Below are 18,938 nucleotides of genomic sequence, written 5' to 3'. Positions count from 1 at the left end.
CATTTATCAGCCCTAAAACTAAATCAATATAACAAATAAGGTTGTACCTGCATTGACCAATCGTTAAGCACAATACAGCGCTTTACAACCGAAACAAAATCAGGTAAAGCTTCATCAAAAAGGCTTTCCGTATTCCATATGCCGGATAAAAGATCAAGGTGTTTTTTACCAGATGGGTTTACATGCGTTGGATATGCTGCCCATCGGAAATCTTTCGGGTGAAGTTCCTTTATAATCCTGATCAGTAACCATCCGGTAGCTACCGGAAGAAAGGCCGACGAATCGGCAACATGCAGCATAATACCCTCGCATCGTTGCCCGGCATACTTGCCTTCTGTTGGTGTAAAGACAACCGGACGGGCATATACATCCTTCGAAATGGCCGGTATCATGGTATTGAACAAACCTGCAGTTTCAGTGCCCAGCAACCAGGGCGCACCCGCCATGCGAAAAGGACTGGCTGTCCCCCTTCCTTCACTGCAATTGGTAGCCTCCAGAAAACAAAGTCCGGGATATAGCAATGCCGACTCAAAAACAGGGATAGCTGGTGATAGCGGCACAAAGGAAGCACTCCAGTCAGCATAGTACATATTTCGGTGCCAATTCACACAGGGGATAACTTCAAGTGAACAGTTGATCCCTCTTGAGCTGTTGAAATAAAGGGCCAGCTCTCCAATTGTACAACTGTGTTTTACTGGTATCGACCAACGGCCTATAAAACTGCTGCACTGCTGCTCATCCAGCATCGGCCCCTCTGCCAGCCCCAGATTGCCCGACAAAGGGTTGGGCCTATCTGCCAGGATAAAGGGAATGTTTAAAGCAGCGCAGGCCTCTAATACATACGACATTGTCCATAAATAGGTATAAAACCGGCTGCCTATATCAGGAATATCAAATAACACCAGGTCAATACCCACAAGATCCGACCGGGATGGCTCCAGTTTATCGCCGTACAAACTGATTACCGGCAGTTTGGTAAGGGTATCTATTGCATTGTCCATAGCCTGGCCGTCAGCGCCTGTTGTATCGAGTCCATGTTCGGGCGAGAACAATTTCACTATATTAAATCCCTGTTGTAACAGGGCCAGGCGCGAGGGAAGAAATTGACGGGTGGTAGCCGCATGATTGGTAACTAAAGCGATGCGCTTGCTTTTCCAAACCGGCTGTTGGGCCAAAAGAACATCAATACCAAACTGTATATTATTCACCATACCATCTGCTGATTTATGTGCTTGTATTCCTGATGCTATATTAAGTTTTTTTTGTAAGAAATTAGTATGCAGGTATTGTTATTTGCGCTTTTTATTAGCTTTATTCCAATTAAATGAGAAATTCACCTGGTATATGGATAAGGACCTGAAATATAGCGTCATTCAACCCGGGCCGCCGCTTTCAGACTTTGTAGATAGTTTTTGGTTTGTACACAACCAATCGGACAAAAGCAAAGAAACTACAGGCTTACCTGACGGACGTGTAGACTTGTTTCTATTTCAATCGGCAAGTGAGCCTTTCCGTATCGTGCTGCTTGGCTTGGGCACGCGGCAACACGAGCCGGCTTTCATACCCCCTAAAGGTTTAATCTTTGCCGTCAGCTTTAAATTGCTTGCCATTGAATACATTTTTCAGGAAACAATTTCGGACCTGCTGAACAACGGAAAATTTCTGCCTGATGATTTTTGGGGCTTTTCAGCAAATGACATGGATGATTTTGACCAGTTTATAAAAAAGGCAGCGCAAAAAATCCAATCCCTTCTGCCGAACGAAATTGATGAGCGCAAGCGAAAGCTGTTCGGATTGATTTATGAAACAAAGGGTGGCATTACGGTAAATGAACTCTCAGAAAGGGTATTTTGGAGCAGCCGCCAAATTAACCGCTATTTTAATCAGCAATTTGGCATTTCACTGAAGGCCTACTGCAATGTTTTAAGGTTCAGAGCTTCGCTTGAACATATTGCACAAGGAAAACTCTACCCTGAAGAGAATTTTTCCGACCAAAACCACTTCATCAAAGAAATAAAGAAGTTTTCGGGTGTAGTGCCCAAAGAACTGTTCAAAAATAAAAACGACCGATTTATACTATTATCCACATTACCAAAGAAATAGTTTTGCTTTTATAAAACAAATTGCAGAATAATGCTGGTAGAAAATAAAACAGTTGCCATTGTTGGTGGAGGAATGGGCGGATTGACTTTAGCCCGTTTGTTGCAAATGAAGAATGTAAATGTAAAAATTTACGAAAGGGACCTTAATCGCAATGTCCGTGTTCAGGGCTCTACACTGGACCTGCACGTAGGCTCTGGTCTGGAAGCAATAGCGCGTGCAGGCTTAACAGACGAATTTTATAGGTACTATCGCCCGATTGCAAGCAAGATGCGCATTGTAGACCAAAGCCTCAACATCAGGTTTGATGACCATGACAGCGAAAACAACATTGCAGAACAGCGTCCTGAAATTGACCGTAGCCCCTTACGCGATCTCCTTTTGAACTCGCTGAAACCCAACACCGTGGTCTGGGACAGCCACTTTTCTGCCATGGAAAGACAAAGCGATGGCTGGCTTTTGCATTTTAAGAACGGGACGAGCGCTTATGCCGATCTGGTTATTGCAGCCGATGGGGCAAACTCAAAAGTTCGCCCCTATTTAAGTGCAGAGGCCCCTGTTTACGCTGGTGTTACCTTAATAGAAGGAAATATCTACCATGCAGAAAAAAATGTGCCCAGGCTATCCGGGTTTACAAAGGGAGGAAAGGTTATGGCTTTTGGCAATGAGCGGTTTATTGGATATGGTACAAAAGGCGATGGCTCGATGATGTTTGTCGCAAGTTTCAAAGCACCGGAGCATCCGGCACTAAATATTGATTTTAAAGATAAAGCCCAGGTTTTCGCCTGGTTCAAAGCAACATTTTCTGGCTGGGCTGAGGAATGGCATGAGTTTTTCACAAACGATGAGGTACATTTTATCCTGCGGCCACAGTACTATTTTCCACTGGATCAAAACTGGGAAACACAGGAAAACCTGACCATGATTGGTGATGCCGCACACTGTATGCCGCCATTTGCGGGTGAAGGTGCAAACGTAGCGATGCAGGACGCCTTTGAACTGGCAGAGTGTTTAACGAGCAATAAATTCATAACAATTAAGGCGGCCATCTCGCATTTTGAAAAACAAATGGTTAAAAGGGCAGCGGCAGCAACGCGGGATACGCTGGAAAATACCGAAATCATGCACTCCAGAACGGCATTGGAGCAAATGCTGGCTTTTTTCAGTCGGGAAAGCTTTCCCGCGTCATAAATAATATTCAGGTAACACATAATTGAAGCCGAAGTACTTTATTAGGTAAAATTTCCTAATTTAAGCGCATGCTATCTAAAAAAGACATTTTCGGTTACACGCCAGATCAGCAGTACAGTACTGCTGTGGCCTATTTTTCTATGGAATTTGCCGTTCACCAGGCATTAAAGATATACAGTGGCGGATTAGGCTTCCTGGCAGGCTCACATTTAAGGAGTGCTTACCAGCTGAAACAAAACCTGCTGGGCATTGGCATGCTGTGGAAATATGGCTATTACGACCAGACCAGGGATAAGGACCAGCTCATGAAACCCGCTTATACTGAAAAACAATACCCCTACCTGGTAGATACGGGCATGCTTTTTACCGTACCGGTACATGATGCGCCTGTACACGTAAGGGCATACCTGCTTAAACCCGAAACTTTTGGCACTGCCCCCTTATTTTTGCTGAGTACCGATGTGCCTGAAAACGACTACCTTTCGCGCACCATTACACACCGGCTGTACGACCCGCACGAAACCACGCGCATTGCCCAATCCATCATTCTTGGAACGGGAGGCGCCATGCTGCTGGACATACTGAACATGACACCCGATCTGTACCACATGAACGAAGGCCATTCTGTATCACTTAACTTTTACCTTTATGCCATGCACAAAAGCCTTGAAGAGGTTAAAAAAAGAGTGGTATTTACTACGCATACGCCTGAAATGGCCGGTAATGAGGAGCATAAATACAGTCTGCTAAAAGAGATGTCTTTCTTTTATCATTTACAGGAACACGAAGTAAAATCTGTACTGGGCATGGATGGCGATCAGTTTAGCTATACGCTTGCCGCATTAAAATTCTCCAGAAAGGCCAACGGCGTATCTGAACTGCATGGAAAAGTTGCAAGGGACATGTGGAGCCACTACCCTGGTGTATGTGAGATCACCTCCATTACCAATGCCCAGAACCAGCTTTACTGGGAGGACCCGGTTTTTGGAAAAGCGATAGCTGCCAGTAACGACAAAGACCTTGTACAGCGAAAAAAAGAAATGAAGGCCGAACTGTTTAAAGTAGTGGCCGACCAGTGCGGTAAGCTCTTTAGTCCGGATGTAATTACCATTGTATGGGCCAGGCGCTTTGCGGGATACAAACGGGCCGATCTGGTGATGCAGGACTGGAACTGTTTTTTAAGCCTGGTTGAAAATGAAAAGCTTCCGGTGCAGTTTATCTGGGCTGGAAAGCCTTATCCAGAGGATTTTGGTGCAATTGGTTTGTTTAACCAGATCATTTCACGTGCATTGCCTTTAAAAAATTGTGCGGTACTTACGGGCTATGAACTTGAATTGTCTGCCCTGCTAAAAAAAGGTTCGGATGTCTGGCTAAACAATCCCCGGATGTACCGCGAAGCTTCCGGTACCAGTGGCATGACCGCTGCGATGAACGGCAGCATTAACCTTTCCCTGCCCGACGGCTGGGTACCTGAATTTGCTAAGGATAAAATAAACAGCTTCCTGATCCAGCCGGCACCGGATGGTTCTTCAGAGCAGGACCAGGACAGACTGGAAAACCTTAGCCTGATGGATACCCTGGAGCAAACTGTATTGCCTTTGTATTACAACAGTCCGGATAAATGGCTGGGCATGGTTAAAAATGCTGCAGCAGATGTTGTTCCTGCTTTTGAAGCTGGCCGGATGGCAGCAGAATATTACAGCAAGATGTATAAAGGGTAGTTTGATTTTTATAACTTTAAGGTATGGACCATACTGAAAGTGTAAAAGAATTTTACGATCGGATTCCGGCGGCCAACCCGCTCAATCTTTCTTTAAACAATGCTGGCGCAGGACACGTAAATGTGTTTACAAGATCGGCCTGCGCCTTTGTTTCGCCTTATAGCCGGCGCGATTATTACAAGGTTTCGCTGATCATTGGTACAGGTAAACTGCATTATGCCGATAAATGGATAGAGATTGACCGCCCTGCCCTGTTGTTCTCCAATCCGGTGATCCCCTATGCCTTTGAAGCAGAATCGGAAATACAGGATGGCTGGTTTTGCCTGTTTACCGAAGCTTTTGTACAGCCGGGCCAGCAGCAGGGGATTTTACAGGAATCGCCCTTGTTTAAGCTGGGCGGTAGCCCGGTCTTCTTTGTAAATGAGCAGCAGCAGGCCGAAATTTCAGGCATATTCAGGAAAATGATGGAGGAGATCGGCTCCGATTATCCGCAGAAATACAGCCTGTTATATACCTACCTGCATTTACTGATCCACCAGGCCATGAAAATGATCCCTGCCCAAAATTACCAGAAACCAGTCAATGCAGCTTTCCGCATCAGCAATCTTTTTAAGGAACTGCTGGAAAGGCAGTTTCCGATTGATAGTCCGGAACGGGCCTTAAAGTTAAATACGGCCGCCGATTATGCCCTTAACCTGTCTGTACATGTAAACTACCTGAACCGTGCGGTAAAGCAGGTTACGGGTAAAACCACTACTGAGCACATTGCCCTCAGGATTGTACAGGAAGCCCAGGCCCTGTTGCTGCACACCGATTGGAACATATCTGAAATTGCCTATAGCCTGGGTTTTGAATACCCCGCTTATTTTAACAATTTCTTTAAAAAGATGACTGGTGCCACACCCGGCGAGGTAAGAAATACATTGGTTTGAATTTTATAAGTATCCGTTTGAATACTGTACATCAGACTGCAATTGTGTGCAGTAAATTTGTTGTATCAAAAAAATAAAGACATGAAGTACAGAAAACTTGGAACTACCACAGCGCAATTATCGGCCATAGGATTGGGCTGTATGGGCATGAGCTTTGCTTACGGGCCTACTGATGATACGGAGAGTATTGCCACTTTACATAAAGCATTAGACCTGGGCATCAACTTTTGGGATACTGCCGATATGTATGCGAACGGGGCAAACGAAGAACTGATATCGAAAGTTCTGGTGCCTAACCGCGACAAAGTATTTATTGCCACCAAATTTGGCTTCCTCTTTAAGGACGACGTTGCGGGCGACAGCTATGCAGCAGGGGGCACTTATTTCGACGGATCGCCGGAATGGATAAAAATAGCAGTAGAGCGTAGCCTGAAGCGCTTAAAAATAGATACGATAGACCTGTATTATGCGCACCGGGTAGACCCGAACGTTCCTGTAGAGGATACTGTGGGTGCCATGGCCCAGCTGGTAAAAGAGGGAAAAGTGCGCTACCTGGGTTTGAGCGAAGCTTCTCCTGCATCTATCCGTAAAGCACATGCCGTACACCCCATTACCGCTTTGCAAAGTGAATACTCCTTGCTTACCCGCGATGTTGAGGGGGAAATCCTGGATACGGTAAGGGAGCTTGGCATTTCGCTGGTGCCTTATTCTCCGCTGGCCAGGGGCCTGGTTACCAATACACTTCAGGTAGATCAGCTTGCCGCAACAGATTTCCGTAAATCGCTGCCCAGGTACAATGGCGAAAATTATGAGAACAACCAATCGCTGACAAAAGAATTTGCTGCCCTGGCCGCACAGAAAAATGTAACACCTGCACAGCTGGCCCTGGCATGGGTGCTGGCAAAAGGTGAGGACATCATTCCTATTCCGGGTACTAAAAAACGTAAATACCTGGAAGAAAATGCAGGAGCAGTAGAGGTGTCATTGTCGGCCGCCGACTTAAGCGCTATTGAAGAATTAACGGCGAAGTATCCAAATACTGGCGCCAGGTATAGTGAAGGTGCATTAAAACTGGTAAATAATTAAAAAGCATGCAAAGTTTAAGGAACTGCCAGCCTGAGCGAAATCAGCTGCACTTCCTTTTCTTTGCCCCTTAGTTTGATGGCCCCCAGTAACTGGGTAGCAAAGTTACCCAGCTGCAGTATGGATGCCAGATCGGAAGATACAATAACTTCGGCATTGAACTGCCTGCATAGTCCGGAAATCCTCGAAGTCGTATTCAGGACATCGCCCGAATAGGTGATGTCCCTTTTGATGATCCCGACTTCACCTGCCACTACCCTGCCGCAATGGATGCCGGCTTTAAAGGTGGGCAGCAGGCCATATTGCTGCAGGTATTTCTCTTTTCTTTCTTCCAGGTAGTTCTTAATGTCAAAAAAGCACTGGATGCACCTGCTGTCTTCAATCCCATCTTTATAGGTCCAGGCCACCACTACCTCATCGCCCACGTACTGGTAAATCTCGCCCTTATTGTCCAGTATAGGGTTGGTTACATCAGTAAAAATATCTTTAAGCAGGGCATGATATTTTTTGTCGCCCAGTTTTTCTGCGGTAGAGGTAGAGGAATTGAGATCAAAAAACATAAAGATCCGGGACTCTTCCCTGGGGGTATTGTATTTTCCGCGGACAATGTTCCAGAAAACGCCCGGCCCGAACTTACTGTTGATCTGCAGCAGCAGCTGGGTAATGGCAACAACCACAGCCCAGACCAGTCCGCTTTTGAAAAGCCTCGCAGTATCGGCGTAACCAATACTTCTTAAAATAACATTGATGAGCAGGATGATCAGGATAAAAAACGAGGTTACTGTGATTACGGTATAGCCATAGGACTTATCCTGATACTTTACATTGATAAAAAATATAAGCAGGCTTCCGCCCAGCAAAGCGCCAATTAAGCCAGAACCCATATTTACCGCAACAGAAAAGAGAAAAGAATAAGCAGGATCAGCACCCTTTGAAGTGTGTGTATGCAGGACCAGGTAATCGTATATGGCAATCAGTAATCCTATAAACAGCCAGGATAAAGTCAGGATAAACAGCAGCTTAAATTTATACCTTGTTCTTGTGTTCATGGTTACTAATTTAACAAAAAAAGCCATCCTTACGGATGACTTCCCAAAACACTTAAACTAAAAAAAAGTATTTATTTGGATTTTTGTTTCAGCAGCTGCACTTCTTTCTTTAAAAGCTCTATTTCTGCCTGCTGCTCTTTAATGGCGGCTACAAGTACAGGGATCAGGTTCTCTGTCTGCACTTCGTTATACCGGGCTACCTTAGCGTTGTTTTTACCGGCTTCATAAGTTTTTGAAGCTTCGTAAACCATTGCCGGAAATTCTGGCTGTACATTACTGGCCAGGAAACCATATTGCTCTCCGGAAGGGAGCTTCAGGTGCTTGTACTTACTTACATCGTACTTAAATGTGACAGGTTCAAGGTTTTTTAAATGCTGTGTTGAATTGGAAATTTTACCAACATTAACTTTCAGTTCCTGCTCGTTAATTTTTTGCGCACTGGCCGTTAATGTAGCCGCAGCTAATAAAAGTCCCATTACAGAACCTTTAAACAAAGGATAGTTCATAAAATAAAATTTTGTGTTAATATATAAATATGGGTTGCATGACCTATTACAGATCACAACCAGGGAATCTGTTCTGCAATTATGAACAGCTGTTGGGGGGCGGGTAAGGCAATGAAATATAAGGCGCACTTACGTCAGGTACGATGATGTGCCTTGCTTTCTTAGCAATAGTTAAAGAAGCAGGCTCCAGAACGGGCTGCCCTCCAAAATCTTCATCAGGGGTTTCCAGCTGTTTGTTTTCTTTTTCAGCATCGCTGGTATCATCAGTTGTCTGATCAGTACAGCAAGCCACAGCATTTTGAGTATGTTGCCATGCAGCAAATAACGGCGCCCCTTTTATCAATAAAAAGGAAAGTAGAATCAATAAGCCTGCTATTTTCTTAAACATAATCAGCTGGTTTGTATCGCTTTATATTGGTATTGCCGCAAATATAAGGGCTACCGTTTAAATAGCAGGCAACTGATTTGTATTTTTTTTGTCGGATTATTTGCCGTTTTCTATTTAGAAACAGGTTTTATTCCTTTATAAATAAAGTTATGAATGGCTGCGGATGTTGCTTTTAAGTCGGTAGTGAGGTACCAGACGTTGTTGATCCTTTTCCCCGCGCTTTGCCCATCTAACGGAAATCTTGCCTCATCAATCACTTTATGTTTTGAATTCAGCACGTTTCCCGCAAAATTTAACAGCGTCATGCTACCCATACTTGTTTCTAAATTAGGTAGAATCTGCGAAGCGAAGGCGGGAAAAGCTTGCTGACCAGAGCTTTTCATTTTACCGAACAAAGCTACAAGCACCGAGCGTTGCCTTTCGGTTCTTTCATAATCACCATTGCCCACTTTTCTTATACGTGTATAAGCTACGGCCTGTCTGCCTGTTAGGTTCTGCAAGCCGGCAGTATTCACGTGTACTGCGGGTACTTTCTCATAAATGGCCAATTCATCAAGATAATTGTTCAATACCGGAAGCTCTGCCTCTTTTACATTCACATCTACCCCTCCCAAGGCATCCACAATCTTCGCTGCACTGTAAAAATCAACATTAATATAGTCTTTAATGTCAAGGCCAAAATTCTGATTGATGGTTTTTATAGCCAGTTGCGGTCCGCCGAAGGCATAAGCAGCATTGATTTTATCCATTCCATGTCCGTCTATATTCACATAGGCATCCCTCATGATGGAAGACATTTTAATCTTTCCGCTCTGTTGATCAACAGAAATAACCATAATCACATCTGAGTTTGCTTTATCCTGTTCCTGGCGTTTATCTACAGCAAACAGCGCTATGTTTGTGGGCGGATTTGTTATGGTTTTAAGTCTGGCGCTTACCTGCGGAGCAATTCCCAGCGCCTGGGGGCTTTTATCTAATTTTACAGCTACCGGTCTGGTGCTAATAGTGTTATCTTGCGCCCTTAACTGCAGGCCAAACACACTTATAAACATAAATAGGAATAACTTTTTCATTCATGAAGCAGGGCAATATCCCTGCCAGCTAGCTTCGGAGCCGTCTAAATGTTATTGGCAATTGAAAAAAATTAATCATCTTTATGTAACCAAAACTTACTATTATGAAAATTTTGAAAAAAATTCTGTTTGTCATTCTGGGGATCATTGTATTGGCCCTGGTTGTGGCACTCTTTACCAAAAAAGATTATGCGGTTGAAAGAGAAGTCACCATCAGCAAACCTAAACAGGAAGTGTTTGATTTTATCAAATTTGTGAAGAACCAGGACCAGTACAGTGTATGGAACAATATAGATCCGGCTATGAAAAAGAGTTATACCGGAACAGATGGTACGGTTGGCTTTATTTATGCCTGGGACAGCACCAACAAAAATGCGGGTAAGGGTGAGCAGGAGATCACTAAAATTACCGACGGCGAGCGTATTGAAATGAAGCTGCGTTTTAAAGAACCGTTTGAGGCCGAAGACAATGCCTATATGACTACAGAGCCCATTGGTGCAGATAAAACCAAAGTTAAATGGGGTTTTACAGGAAAAATGCCCTGGCCAATGAACCTCATGCTGCTTTGTATGAATATGGAAGAGATGATCGGAAAGGATTTACAGGGTGGTCTGGATAAATTGAAAACCATCGTTGAAAAGTAACAAAAGAGCCGGCAAGCCGGCTCTTTTGTTTTTACTTTATCATTTCTTCCAGTTTCTTTTCCAGGGCATCGCCCCTCAGGTTTTTAGCGATGATCTTTCCGCTGGGATCAATCAGAAAATTGGATGGGATGGCTTTAATAGCGTACAGGTTACCCGCCCCCTTGAGATCGGTATGATCGGCGTCATTGAGCTGTGTCCATGGCATTCCATCATCTTTGATTGCTTTCAGCCATTTATCACGGTCTTCGGCCCTGTCAACCGATACCCCCAAAACGGTAAAGTTCTTGTCTTTAAAGGCATTATAGGCCTTTAATACTTTAGGGTTTTCAGCTCGGCAAGGGCCACACCAGGATGCCCAGAAATCGAGCAATACATACTTTCCTTTAAAGTCAGACAATTTTACCGGCTTGCCATTGGTGTCATTATGTGTAAAATCAGGTGCCATATTGCCTGCAACAGTAGCTTTGGAAGCGGCAATAGTAGCTGCAAATGCCTGTCCTTCTTTGGAATTGCGATTTCCAGCAGAAAGCCCCTTAAATAAGGGCTCTACCTTAGCAGCATCAAAATAAGCCCCCGCCAGTTTAAGGAGTGCCTGCAGACTGAAATAGGAATCAGGGTTTTGTTTTACGAAAGCGGTAAGCCGGGCCTCCTGTCCTTCTTTTGTTTTCAAGACCTGTTCGTATTTTTTGTGATCGGCATTGATGGTCCCGCTAAGGCTGGCAGTTTTGATGGAATCGGAAATATCCATACGGATGAGGCCCCGATCGAGGTACATAGAACGGGCATCCTGGTTTCGCATTCGCTTATCTGCTGGCGCATCTTTGCTGAAGAAAGTAAGGTATACCTGTTGTGGCCCGTCTAAAGGCCCTTTTAATTCAAAAGCACCTTTGCTGACAGTTGCACTGTCTCTTTTGGTAATTCCGCCTTTGTAATATTGCATATAGACCTTACCCGCAACGGATGCAGATTTAAATTTGCCTTGTAAAGTATAAGTATTGGTTTGTGCCATGGCCAGTAACGGAAGCATGGCCAAAGCTGTTGTGATATTTTTTTTCATATTGTAATTGGTTTACAGGTTAGGGATACGGTAATTGATATGGACAATATTGCCAAAGCCACCGAATTTTTTGCTGTAGGTGCCGTTGGCTACATCACCTATGGCCAGCAAATCGAGGTAGTAAAGCGCTCCTTCTGTTCCATTATAGGTTGCCGCCACAAGGCGGGTATTGTAGGCGGTATTGGCTTTGCCCCAGCCCAGCCCTTTAAACATCTTCAGGTCTTTGATCTGGACATTTGCAGGAAAAGTATAGACCAACCGTGCAGTTCTGGCCAGCACATCGTACAGGTAAATTTTGTTGGCCACAGCATAATACAGCTGTTTATTCAGTTCCGAAGCCGCAAAAATAGAGGCCTTGTCAATCTCAGGTGCGCTGTCCATTTTGTCCATCAGCCCCGCCGCCTGTTTGTTGTTGGGCAATACCGAGCAGAGGTAATAACCGGTTGCATCTTTCATCACCAGGTAATACTCTGTATTTGGCCCTTTATCACCCCCTACCAATGTTTTGCCTACGTTGCTCATGTTAAAGACAGCGCTTGCATCAGCCGCAGCAGGAAAAGTGCTGAACGAGCGGCTGGTATAAGTAGCGTGCAGGAACCGCTTGCCATTGTTATCATAAAACAGGGTCCAATACTGGGTTCCGCTCATAAAATACGGAAACACCGAATAACCCGCAGGGCCGTTAAAGCGCTCCGAATATTTGGCGATGCCCTGGTTTGGTGCCAGCGTACCATATACGTTGCCATTGCTAACTACATACTGGTCGAAATTAACACTGTTCACGGCATACGTTGGACCTGATACCGGATTGATGGCCGTTTCAAAAAGATCTGGCGACTTACCGCTGAAAGAAAAATCGTTGGCGCTGAAGCGGTACATGCCCTGGTCGGTAAACACGTTGACATCCTCTAGTTTGGCCTGTATGCCTGAGAACGCTGCCAGCGGCTTGCCGGCAATGACCAGCGAAGGATTGGAAGCGCCAATTACATCGTTGAAGACTACATCGTCCTGCCGTACAAAGGAAAGCATGGTTTTACCACTTATATCGGCCGTTACCAGCCAGCCCTCATAATATTTGCCATTCACTGTTAACGGATACCGGACCGACTTACGCAGGTTTGTTTTGGTATCGGTTACTGTATACTGCAGCATATAAGTTCCGGGGGCAACCAGGGCGGGAACCTTCAGGTTTTTTTCGGTAGAGAGGGTTGTTGAGGTGGTAGCCGGGTTAATAGGGGTAATTTCCCAGCTGTTCAGGTCTTTGGAACGGTAAACCTCCCATTGATAGGTATATGGCCCGCCGCCACTTACCGATTCAGCAATGACAGGATTGATGCGGATGGTATCACGCTGCACAACCAGGATTTCCTGCTGGGGCCCGGTGATGGTCAGTTCGTTGACCTCATTGTAGGTATATTTATTGTTGTCCTTTTTACAGGCAAACAGCAGGGTACAGCCAATTAGTGCCCCTGATATGATTTCTTTAATTCGCATAACTTTCATTTTTACAATGGAAACTCTACTTTTCCCCCGTTTTCATCTATCAATGGCCCATTCTTGCTCACATATGCATCAAGGGCATTTCTCAGCTTTCCTTTGATGTTTACCCATTGGGCATAACCAATGATCCCGCCTTTGGTATCTGGCCTGAAATCGGACATCCCAAATGTGTCGATCATAAACTGATACCTTACGGCACTGTATTCGCCTATGTAATAAGCGATATAGTTCCAGTAATCGGGCTTTATCAGCCGGTTGCTGAAGTTGACTTTAAACTGGACGGTATTGGCAGTTGACACATCGGCCTGCCCTCTTGTGCCCACAATCAGGTCCGCACTTTCGGCGATCTGCATCACCAGTCTTACTGCTTTACTGTCCAGATCGGATGTACTGAGCAATACCAGCGGGTATTTTACCTGGAAAGAATCGGCAGGAAGAGAAAAATCGGGCAGTATAAAGTGCTTTCCTTCTGTGGCTGTGGTACCCGGGCCGGCAATAATCTTGATTTGCCTTACCTGTTTGGACAATTTACCCACCAGGCGCATTTTGACCCACACGGTATCCCTTGTCTTGGGCACCTGGTTTAGCTTAAAGGAATAGCTGACACTATCCTGCTCCAGGCCAGATTTGTAATAAAAAGTGATGCCATCTTTTCCGGAAAATACAGACTGCGGGTCTTTTTTACATGATGCCAATACCATCAGCAGCACGCATAGAGTTAATATCTTATTCATTTCCTGTTGCTTTAGTTATAGTTTGGATTGAATTCGAGCTCATTATCGGGTACCGGAACAATGTAGCTGGCTTCGGTTAAATTCCTTGTCGAAAACTGCATCCTGTTAAACAGCTTACGCTTGTAATAATAAAACAGCTGCCCTTCGGCATAAAAATCCTTCTGGTATTCTTTGGTAAGCTCATCAGTTAATTTTTGCGCGGTAAGCCCTGGGCTGATGACAGGAATGACACGTTTCTCGCGCACCTTGTTGAGGAACACCAACCCTTCATCAGGCGTAGCTGCCGTTTCGGCGAGGATATAGTACATTTCCGACAAGCGCATTAAAGAAACATTCTGGTCCAGCCGGTCATTTTCAACCGTGCCCACCCAGGTTTGCCAGTATTTTGTACAAAAATAGGTCAGCCCATCCGCTTCAATCAGGTTGGCAAAACGGATATCCGTACCACCACCGGTACTGGTTTCGTATAAGGTTTGAAAATCGGACAGCGTTCGGGTAAGATTGTTTCTGTTATCAGATACCGATTTAAAGTAGGCATTATCCGTCTCCACCCAAATGCGGATATCTTTTACCCTGATGGCAAATACCTGTTCTGTAGAAAAGGTGCGGTCTCGGCCAGCGGCGGCTGCTGAAACACTTTTGGGGTCTATAAGGGTAAATATACCGGAATTTACCACTTCAGTTGCCGCGGCAGCAGCATTTGCTTTATCGCCCCTGAACAAATATACCCTAGCTTGCAGCGCCTTTATGGCATAATAATTCATCCGGAAACGTCTGCTTTTTTCTGTTGAAATCGGGTCTTTATCTTTCATCAGTACCTCGGCCGTTTTCAGATCTGCAAGAATAGCGGCAGACACTTCATCAACGGTTGAAGGGACTTTGGACAGCGCATTCAGTTCGGTACGGAAAGGAATGGCCTTTTTTGTGGGGTTTGTGGCAAAATTAGCACCATACAAGCGCAGTAGGTCGAAATGCAGATAAGCGCGCAGCCCCAGGGTTTCACCTTTTACAAGCGCATAGTGGTTTCCTGTGAACAGGTTTTGCCTGCCATCAATCTTCTCGAGGATATTATTGGCCGCGGCAATGGTATTGTAGCCTTTTGTCCAGATTCCGGATACCAGCGGCACCGCATCGGCACCTTTAAAATTGAGCGCAACGGTTGTTGGAAAGGAAAAAACGCCGCTTAAGGTTGTGCTGTAATTCTGCGCAATCAGGCTGCTGAACCCCATAGTGAGGTTATTGCCATACAAATCACGGCTGGCCATTTGCGAGTATAGCCCTGTGAGTGCCTGCTGAAAGCCAATTTCTGAGCTAAAAAGCTGATCCTCCCCCACGGTTGATTTAGGATCAACTTCCAGAAATTTTTTACATCCTGTGCCCCCAACCACTAGACAAATGGTAAGCAGGGCAAATATTTTTGTTTTTGTTTTCATATCAATACAATTCATGTTAAAAACCCGCCCGTATGGATAAGGAATAGGTCCGTGAAAATGGATTATTTGTACCGCGTTCCAACTGAACAGAACTGACTGTAAAGAGATCATTGGTGCTTGCAGTAAGCGATAAGCTATTCAATCCCAATTGTTTTACAAAAGCATGTTTGTAAAAGTTATAACCTACAGAAGCCGAGTTGAGGCTCATCGTGTTTTCGTCCTGTACAAACCTTGAGCTTAACCTGGTGAGCACCGGGTTGGTCCCAAATTTTGTGAACATGGATTCATCACCCGGTTTAGTCCAGCCCAGGTCGTATGCCCTCCTGTCTACATTGTATTTCGTATCGGCACCCTGCACCTTGTCAACCAGGGTCTGGTTGTAAATCTGTCCGCCAAAACGGTAGCTAAAGATGAGGCCCAACTCAAAACCTTTATAGTTCAGGTTAGAACCAAAGGTCCCGTTCCATTTAGGATCAGTTACACCAAGGGCAACTTTATCGGCCGCGCTCCAGGTAAAAGTAGTGCTACCATCTTTTTTAACCAGCACTTCGGCCCCGGTTATGGGGTCTACCCCGAGCGAGCGCACTACAAAAAGTGTATTGATGGCCTGCCCCTCTTCCAGCATAATATTTGGGGCTTTCTGGTTACTGCTGGCATTTGCCTTTGTATTGCTGGCCTTAAGTTTATTGGAAAGCTCTTTAAGGATGTTTTTGTTGGTTACCGCGGCAGCATTAACCGACCAGAGCAGTCCTTTTTGTTTGTTGTCGATGATTTTATAACGGGCAAAGAGCTCATAACCGGTATTCTGGATTTTACCCAGGTTTTCTGAGTAATCTGAAAAACCATTAGATGGTGCCAGGGAAACGCTGGTAATGGTATTGTGCGTTATGCTCCTGTAATGGTCAAAACGCATATCCAGCCGTTCTTTGAACAAGGTCATATCCAGGCCCAGGTTTAGCGTACGCACATCCTGCCAGCCCAGTTCTTTATTGCCCAGCCCCATAATGGCCGCACCAAGATCGCCATCGTAAACATTCTCTACACCAAAGGTATACCTGGTTTGCGAACGGTATGCCGGGATATTGAGTGAGCCGGAAGATCCATAACTGGCCCTTAGTTTTAAGCGGTTAACATTAGGGTTTTCTTTAAAGAAAGCTTCATTGTGTACGTTCCATCCCAGGCCGGCAGACCAGAAAATCCCGTAGCGTTTGTTGGCCCCAAACTGGGATGATCCATCCCTTCGCACCGAAACATCGGCCAGGTAGCGGTTGTCGTAGGCATAATTGCCATTGAGCAATAAGCCCAGGCGCCGAACTGTGCTTTCATCTCCTGTTGGGCGCGCCTCTGGTTTATATTGCGTAGCAAAAAGTAGGTTATCCAGCTGATCAAAAGGGAAACCTACGGTTTGCACATTATAAAAATTACTGGAGGTGCTGGCGATATTGAGCCCCAGCGTGGAATAAATCAGGTGTTTTCCAAAACTTTTGTTGTAGTTGGCCGTGGTTAAACTTTCAAAACCCAGGGAATTGTTATTGCTTACATCATAAGAGCCCTTTCGTTTCAGGTCTTTTTCGTTGTTGAACAGCGAATGCTGGGCCGGGTAAAACTTGTCGGAAGAACCTGTTTGTTTGTTCAGGCTAAATGCGGTTTCTAAATACAGAGAAGGCATGATGTTCCAACGGACCTGCAGGTTATTGGACACGCCAAAGTATTGCGATTTGTTGATGGTGTTCAGCTGGGCATCATATAAAGGATTGCTGAAGGTACCTATGAGATTGCTTTCCATGACCTTTAAGGGGTTGCCATTTTCATCAAAGGGTTTCCAGTATGGGTTCATGAGGGCATATTGGGAAAACGCACCGTAAGGTGATTCATTGGACATATTTTGAAAAAGCCTGATAGAGTTTCTGAAACGCAGCTTTTTCACGTTATAGCTCAGGTCGAACTGCCCCGAATAGTTGTTCCGGTTCTGACCTTTCATTACTCCTTTCTGGAAATCGCCGGTCATCTGGAGCCCATAGCGGATAAATTCATCGCCACCTTCAACATATACCGAAGTTCTGTTGCTGGTACCTGTTTGTACCGGGAAGGATAGCCAATCGGTATTTACCCCGCTGGCCACTGCCCTGGCCCTGCTGTTGTAAATTTCGTCCAGCATATATTGCTGGTTGGATTGAGCAGCGGAATAAAAGCCCACCCGTTTTTCAAAATCCAGCTTTTCTGCGGCATTGAGCAGATGGTATACCGAAAGGTCGGGGGTGGTTAACCTGAAGTCATTGTTTACTGTTACCTGGATCTTTCCTGCCTTTGGCGTGATTGTGGTAATGACCAGTACGCCGTTAGCCCCTCTTGAACCATAAATGGAAGTAGCGGAGGCATCTTTTAAGATGGTAATGGATTTGATCATGTTCATGTCAAGGTCAAAAATCCGCTGTGCCCCTACCTGGAAACCATCCAGGATGAACAGCGGTGCGTTGGGATTGTCGGCAAACTCGCCCGTCAGGTTAGGCAGGGAATTGGCCCCTCTGAGTTGTATTTCAGGCAAAGTATTGATGTTTCCGCCCATGACATTGTTGGGTACCAGTCGCAGTGCAGGATCAATCGCTGCTATGGCAGCGAAAATACTGTTGGAGTTTACCTTTTTCAACTCCTGCCCATCGATGGTCCTGGCCGCACCGGTAAAATTCTCTACCGGACGTTCAAATACACCTGTTACCACTACATCGCTCAGCGATTGCTGATCTTCTACCATTTTGATGTTGAACATCATGAAGTTAGAGAGTGCTATTTCCTGTGTTTTATAGCCAATGAACCGCACCACAAGCGTTTGTGCCCCATCGGGAACATTGAGGGAAAAATTTCCCTTTTCATCAGTTTGGGCTACGCTTTTTGTACCTTTTATGAGTACGGTTACCCCTGGCAGCGGCTTGCCATCAGCATTGTCAACCACCTTCCCCCTGATGATCTTTACTTTTGTAAAATCATTCTGTTCGCGGATAACGATGGTTTTGTTCTGGATCTCGTAGGTAAATGGCTGGTTGGCAAAGCATTTTTCCAGTACTTCGGTTAAAGAGGCATTGCGGGCAAAAACATCTACTTTTCTGGCCAGTTTAATTTGTGGTGTGGCATAGATAAAATCGTATCCGCTTTGTTTTCTGATCTCTTTAAATACCTCGGTAAGTGAGATATTGGTTTTGGTCAGGTTGATTTTCTGTGCATAACTGCTGGCACTTACCTGGAGCAAGCAGCTGGTTAACAGGATTACGGTGAGGTTGATTCGCATAATCAGTTTTCTTTGATCTGTATTACGAACCAGGTGTATAACCGAATCCATAATACACAAAATTGTTTGTGCCACGCAGGCAAAATACCCGCGTTTAAATAGCGCATAAAATTTCATACATTTGAATTTTAGGGCCCTGATTAGGTTTAGGGCTCTTGGTTTGGTTTTAGTTAATTATAGTGTGCGAAACATTATTGTAGGTAAATCAGGCCTTATGGCCAGGGGTGGGTCCAAGCACTCCTGG

16 protein-coding genes are annotated in these 18,938 nt (G+C 45.1%); 6 read left to right on the top strand and 10 right to left on the bottom strand.

Annotation, left to right across the window (positions count from 1 at the left end):
• Positions 1-23: 23 nt before the first annotated feature.
• A complete protein-coding gene (locus B9A91_RS18970; RefSeq protein ID WP_200815694.1) occupies positions 24-1,211 on the bottom strand; it encodes an exo-beta-N-acetylmuramidase NamZ family protein in 1,188 nt (395 codons plus the stop codon).
• A gap of 133 nt (positions 1,212-1,344) precedes the next feature.
• Here B9A91_RS18970 and B9A91_RS18965 point away from each other — a divergent pair, with 133 nt between their 5' ends.
• The 5 genes from B9A91_RS18965 (at position 1,345) to B9A91_RS18945 (ending at position 7,030) form a co-directional block, all read left to right on the top strand.
• Positions 1,345-2,103, top strand: coding sequence for a helix-turn-helix domain-containing protein (locus B9A91_RS18965; protein WP_084240597.1), 759 nt, complete (start codon positions 1,345-1,347; stop codon positions 2,101-2,103).
• Between the two features lie 30 nt (positions 2,104-2,133).
• The gene (locus tag B9A91_RS18960) at positions 2,134-3,291 is read left to right on the top strand and encodes an FAD-dependent oxidoreductase (protein ID WP_084240596.1); all 1,158 of its coding nucleotides are present in this window, start codon (positions 2,134-2,136) and stop codon (positions 3,289-3,291) included.
• A gap of 68 nt (positions 3,292-3,359) precedes the next feature.
• On the top strand, positions 3,360-5,012 hold the full coding sequence (gene glgP, locus B9A91_RS18955; protein ID WP_084240595.1) for an alpha-glucan family phosphorylase: 1,653 nt from the start codon (positions 3,360-3,362) through the stop codon (positions 5,010-5,012).
• A 23-nt stretch (positions 5,013-5,035) separates the two neighbouring features.
• On the top strand, positions 5,036-5,944 hold the full coding sequence (locus B9A91_RS18950; RefSeq protein ID WP_084240594.1) for a helix-turn-helix domain-containing protein: 909 nt from the start codon (positions 5,036-5,038) through the stop codon (positions 5,942-5,944).
• A gap of 81 nt (positions 5,945-6,025) precedes the next feature.
• A complete protein-coding gene (locus B9A91_RS18945) occupies positions 6,026-7,030 on the top strand; it encodes an aldo/keto reductase (protein WP_084240593.1) in 1,005 nt (334 codons plus the stop codon).
• Positions 7,031-7,044: 14 nt separating this feature from the next.
• Here B9A91_RS18945 and B9A91_RS18940 read toward each other — a convergent pair whose 3' ends face one another.
• From B9A91_RS18940 to B9A91_RS18925, 4 genes are all read right to left on the bottom strand, one after another.
• Complete coding sequence (locus tag B9A91_RS18940) at positions 7,045-8,076, bottom strand: adenylate/guanylate cyclase domain-containing protein (RefSeq protein ID WP_084240774.1); 1,032 nt, start codon at positions 8,074-8,076, stop codon at positions 7,045-7,047.
• Between the two features lie 71 nt (positions 8,077-8,147).
• Positions 8,148-8,582 (bottom strand): tail fiber domain-containing protein, encoded by a 435-nt coding sequence (locus B9A91_RS18935; RefSeq protein ID WP_084240592.1) that lies wholly within the window; start codon positions 8,580-8,582, stop codon positions 8,148-8,150.
• 79 nt (positions 8,583-8,661) lie between these two features.
• Positions 8,662-8,970 carry a hypothetical protein gene (locus B9A91_RS18930; protein WP_144008996.1) on the bottom strand — a complete coding sequence of 103 codons (309 nt, stop codon included), beginning with the start codon at positions 8,968-8,970 and terminating at the stop codon, positions 8,662-8,664.
• A 110-nt stretch (positions 8,971-9,080) separates the two neighbouring features.
• Positions 9,081-10,043: an LCP family protein gene (locus B9A91_RS18925; protein ID WP_084240590.1), complete on the bottom strand. Its 963-nt coding sequence runs from the start codon at positions 10,041-10,043 to the stop codon at positions 9,081-9,083.
• 104 nt (positions 10,044-10,147) lie between these two features.
• Here B9A91_RS18925 and B9A91_RS18920 point away from each other — a divergent pair, with 104 nt between their 5' ends.
• Positions 10,148-10,687 carry an SRPBCC family protein gene (locus B9A91_RS18920; protein WP_084240589.1) on the top strand — a complete coding sequence of 180 codons (540 nt, stop codon included), beginning with the start codon at positions 10,148-10,150 and terminating at the stop codon, positions 10,685-10,687.
• 31 nt (positions 10,688-10,718) lie between these two features.
• Here the strand turns inward: B9A91_RS18920 and B9A91_RS18915 are convergent, their stop codons facing one another.
• Genes B9A91_RS18915 through B9A91_RS18895 form a run of 5 tightly spaced genes read right to left on the bottom strand, consistent with a single transcriptional unit; the run spans position 10,719 to position 18,811 of the window.
• The gene (locus B9A91_RS18915; RefSeq protein ID WP_084240588.1) at positions 10,719-11,744 is read right to left on the bottom strand and encodes a TlpA disulfide reductase family protein; all 1,026 of its coding nucleotides are present in this window, start codon (positions 11,742-11,744) and stop codon (positions 10,719-10,721) included.
• A 12-nt stretch (positions 11,745-11,756) separates the two neighbouring features.
• Positions 11,757-13,238 (bottom strand): PKD-like family lipoprotein, encoded by a 1,482-nt coding sequence (locus tag B9A91_RS18910; protein ID WP_159451742.1) that lies wholly within the window; start codon positions 13,236-13,238, stop codon positions 11,757-11,759.
• 11 nt (positions 13,239-13,249) lie between these two features.
• Entirely contained in the window at positions 13,250-13,978 is a 729-nt protein-coding gene (locus B9A91_RS18905; protein WP_084240586.1) for a DUF4843 domain-containing protein, read from the bottom strand.
• A gap of 11 nt (positions 13,979-13,989) precedes the next feature.
• Positions 13,990-15,411, bottom strand: coding sequence for a RagB/SusD family nutrient uptake outer membrane protein (locus tag B9A91_RS18900; protein WP_159451741.1), 1,422 nt, complete (start codon positions 15,409-15,411; stop codon positions 13,990-13,992).
• A 16-nt stretch (positions 15,412-15,427) separates the two neighbouring features.
• Positions 15,428-18,811, bottom strand: a complete 3,384-nt coding sequence (locus B9A91_RS18895) for a SusC/RagA family TonB-linked outer membrane protein (protein WP_084240584.1) — start codon at positions 18,809-18,811, stop codon at positions 15,428-15,430.
• Positions 18,812-18,938 lie beyond the last annotated feature (127 nt).

This window comes from Pedobacter africanus, from assembly GCF_900176535.1.
Lineage (GTDB): Bacteria > Bacteroidota > Bacteroidia > Sphingobacteriales > Sphingobacteriaceae > Pedobacter > Pedobacter africanus.
The sequence above is the reverse complement of the archived record's forward strand: the minus strand, read 5'-3'. Positions and strand labels throughout refer to the sequence as shown.

What these genes read in the sequence shown, in the direction of transcription:
- B9A91_RS18970 (WP_200815694.1), bottom strand. Translation starts at nt 1,211, where the DNA reads ATGGTGAATAATATACAGTTTGGTATTGATGTTCTTTTGGCCCAACAG.
- B9A91_RS18965 (WP_084240597.1), top strand. Translation starts at nt 1,345, where the DNA reads ATGGATAAGGACCTGAAATATAGCGTCATTCAACCCGGGCCGCCGCTT.
- B9A91_RS18930 (WP_144008996.1), bottom strand. Translation starts at nt 8,970, where the DNA reads ATGTTTAAGAAAATAGCAGGCTTATTGATTCTACTTTCCTTTTTATTG.
- B9A91_RS18905 (WP_084240586.1), bottom strand. Translation starts at nt 13,978, where the DNA reads ATGAATAAGATATTAACTCTATGCGTGCTGCTGATGGTATTGGCATCA.
- B9A91_RS18910 (WP_159451742.1), bottom strand. Translation starts at nt 13,238, where the DNA reads ATGCGAATTAAAGAAATCATATCAGGGGCACTAATTGGCTGTACCCTG.
- B9A91_RS18920 (WP_084240589.1), top strand. Translation starts at nt 10,148, where the DNA reads ATGAAAATTTTGAAAAAAATTCTGTTTGTCATTCTGGGGATCATTGTA.
- B9A91_RS18950 (WP_084240594.1), top strand. Translation starts at nt 5,036, where the DNA reads ATGGACCATACTGAAAGTGTAAAAGAATTTTACGATCGGATTCCGGCG.
- B9A91_RS18925 (WP_084240590.1), bottom strand. Translation starts at nt 10,043, where the DNA reads ATGAAAAAGTTATTCCTATTTATGTTTATAAGTGTGTTTGGCCTGCAG.
- B9A91_RS18915 (WP_084240588.1), bottom strand. Translation starts at nt 11,744, where the DNA reads ATGAAAAAAAATATCACAACAGCTTTGGCCATGCTTCCGTTACTGGCC.
- glgP (WP_084240595.1), top strand. Translation starts at nt 3,360, where the DNA reads ATGCTATCTAAAAAAGACATTTTCGGTTACACGCCAGATCAGCAGTAC.
- B9A91_RS18895 (WP_084240584.1), bottom strand. Translation starts at nt 18,811, where the DNA reads ATGAAATTTTATGCGCTATTTAAACGCGGGTATTTTGCCTGCGTGGCA.
- B9A91_RS18960 (WP_084240596.1), top strand. Translation starts at nt 2,134, where the DNA reads ATGCTGGTAGAAAATAAAACAGTTGCCATTGTTGGTGGAGGAATGGGC.
- B9A91_RS18940 (WP_084240774.1), bottom strand. Translation starts at nt 8,076, where the DNA reads ATGAACACAAGAACAAGGTATAAATTTAAGCTGCTGTTTATCCTGACT.
- B9A91_RS18935 (WP_084240592.1), bottom strand. Translation starts at nt 8,582, where the DNA reads ATGAACTATCCTTTGTTTAAAGGTTCTGTAATGGGACTTTTATTAGCT.
- B9A91_RS18945 (WP_084240593.1), top strand. Translation starts at nt 6,026, where the DNA reads ATGAAGTACAGAAAACTTGGAACTACCACAGCGCAATTATCGGCCATA.
- B9A91_RS18900 (WP_159451741.1), bottom strand. Translation starts at nt 15,411, where the DNA reads ATGAAAACAAAAACAAAAATATTTGCCCTGCTTACCATTTGTCTAGTG.